Here is a 2,290-nt window from a genome sequence, read left to right as displayed (position 1 = left end):
GGACATGATCAAGGAACTCATTCACCCGTTCCACCCGATTCGGTGAATGAAAACGATTCCGCCGGCGCCACCTCATGTCCAGTTCCTCTCGTCTACACGGCCGCACTTGCTCAGATTCACAACATCCACCAGCCCGCGGGCAAGGCAATAGCGAGTGCTGTGCCGACAACGAGGTACGGAGCGAACCCGAACTCCACACCCCGGACCTTTCTGCCTCCGAACACCTTGGTGACCGCCACCCCTACTACCGCCAGAATATTCGGCAGCAGCACTGCCGAAGCCACGTTCATCCAACCGACCCATCCGACAGCTGCAGTGAGAATGAAGCTCAACCTCACATCCGCCAAACCGGGGTGACCGCGAGTAATGATCGCGAACACCAGGTAACTGGCGAATATCGCGGCCCCGGCCACCACAGCACGAAGACCCGCGGCAGGGTCCTGATCGACCACCACTGCCATCGCGCCGAGCAACAGACCCGCCGCGGTGACTGCACGAATCAGCGGCAAGGGGAACCGCAAGGTGAAGTGGTCAATCCACGCGGCCCAGACAGACAAAGCCGCCACCGTGAGCCATGCCGGCAAGATCGCGTCGCCGCCGGCGATCATCACGGCCCCGAACCACAATCCTGCTGTTGCTACTGCCGGGCCGATCGAGCGACTGGTCGGCGTCACGGGAATCTGCACGAGTGCACACAAACTTGCCATCATCGGACGCACCGCCACGCTCACCGCCGCCCCAGCCAGAGCAGCGAACGACGCGACCGACCACAGGCCAGCCTGCTCGTGACGACCGAACGCCCAGCGAGCAGCGATCCACACCGCCACACTCACAGCAATGACACCCAGGATCGGCAGATACGTCGAGAGAGGGGGTTTCCGCCTTCCTGCGTCGGCGGCGGTGACAAGCCCCGGTCGTTGACCACGGCCAGGCGTTGTGGACTCGACTTCCTCAGCGGAGAGAGAAGTCGAAGCACCGTCGGCAGTATTTCCCGACTCCACATTCGATTCGGCCATCTCGGAAAGCTCCTTCAGCGCGTCCATCACCCGTGGTCACAGGCAGAACCCGACCCTAACCGCTCTACCGGACAGCGCGGGCTTCCGAACTCATCGTTTGGCCGCTGGGGCGTGCGCTGTCCATGCCATGGACTATCACTGACCGCACATCTCAGATGCCTGAAAATCCGCTCGTGCTGCTCTCGAACGACGATGTTCCCGCATCGTGACCGGACTCGCCGCCACCAAAACCACTCGAAAACTCACCAGTAGAGGCAACATCACCCTATGAACGCCCCAATCGGAAAAGCTGACCGCCGCCGCGCACGACTCCACCCGGCACGTTCCTCCCGTCCAGCATTGATCGTTCACACCTTCAGCGAATACACCCACCACATCCGCGGCGGCGCCAAACGACTGATCATCGACGCCGACCCTGACCTGTGGTTCGACCTCGGGCATGTCCCGCACGGAGTCGACGTGAAGATCATCGGTCAATCGTGTGCCGGAATCAGCGGAGGATCCATCGCTGCCGCCGGTCGATGCTTCCTACAGGCCTGCCACCGCGCCCGTGTCACCGCCTACGAATTCGCGCACGTCGAAGCATTCGATGGCGTCACCATCGAAGCGCGCGGGAAAAGCCACATTGTCGGTACCGATCACGCCAAGATTCGCGCCGAAGATCAGGCTGTCGTTTTCGCCCACACCCAGTGCCACGTCCAAGCGGCCGGCCATACTCTCGTCGCAGCGACAGACACTTCCTCTGTCTCCGTGAACGGCGACGCACACGTCCGCGCCAGCGCCGGAGTGCACATCATCGGAGTTCCTCAGCCGAGGAACCTGAGCATCGAGTCGCGCCCGATCAGTCGACTGGCCAACCAGCTCAACATGTAAGGCCCCGCAAGCGGCAGTTAATCGCAGAGCCTCAGCCAGCCGACGACCGATACACCGTGAGATCAATCGACTCCTGATCGCGGAAACTCGACTCCAACAATTCCACCGCCGGCACAATCACTTCACTCTCGATCTTCCACACCACCGACGTCGTCCACCCCACCAACCCGCCAGGCCCGGGCGTCTCTTCACCGAACAAACCTTCCAAGGCGTCCCGCCGGTAACCGAAGGTATCCACCAGGTCATCAGCGGTGTACCAGTACTGCCGCAACGGATCCGGGTCATCGGCGTGCAGAGCGCTGCCTTCGCTGATTCGAAATGGTTCGGTACTCATCTGGACCTGGGGCTTCGGCACACCCAGCTCGCGCAGGCTGCCGAGCACCGCGTTCATCATCGGCGGC

The 2,290-nt window shown here is 62.1% G+C and carries 3 protein-coding genes; 1 reads left to right on the top strand and 2 read right to left on the bottom strand.

Annotation, left to right across the window (positions count from 1 at the left end; all coding sequences use genetic code 11):
• Positions 1–116: 116 nt before the first annotated feature.
• Positions 117–1,043: an A24 family peptidase gene (locus tag ABT116_RS43035; RefSeq protein WP_350835330.1), complete on the bottom strand. Its 927-nt coding sequence runs from the start codon at positions 1,041–1,043 to the stop codon at positions 117–119.
• A gap of 240 nt (positions 1,044–1,283) precedes the next feature.
• Between ABT116_RS43035 and ABT116_RS43030 the strand changes: the two genes are divergently transcribed.
• A complete protein-coding gene (locus ABT116_RS43030; protein ID WP_351646184.1) occupies positions 1,284–1,889 on the top strand; it encodes a hypothetical protein in 606 nt (201 codons plus the stop codon).
• 31 nt (positions 1,890–1,920) lie between these two features.
• Here the strand turns inward: ABT116_RS43030 and ABT116_RS43025 are convergent.
• Positions 1,921–2,290 (bottom strand): hypothetical protein (locus ABT116_RS43025; protein ID WP_351646182.1); only part of this gene is annotated, 370 nt, incomplete at its 5' end.

The organism is Streptomyces sp. NPDC002130, assembly GCF_040296465.1.
In the GTDB taxonomy this organism is placed as follows: domain Bacteria; phylum Actinomycetota; class Actinomycetes; order Streptomycetales; family Streptomycetaceae; genus Streptomyces.
Note: the sequence above shows the minus strand (reverse complement) of the source record. Positions and strands in the feature narration are given on the sequence as shown.

Excerpts from the sequence above, each read along its gene's own strand:
- ABT116_RS43030 (WP_351646184.1), top strand. The coding sequence starts at position 1,284 with ATGAACGCCCCAATCGGAAAAGCTGACCGCCGCCGCGCACGACTCCAC.
- ABT116_RS43035 (WP_350835330.1), bottom strand. The coding sequence starts at position 1,043 with ATGGACGCGCTGAAGGAGCTTTCCGAGATGGCCGAATCGAATGTGGAG.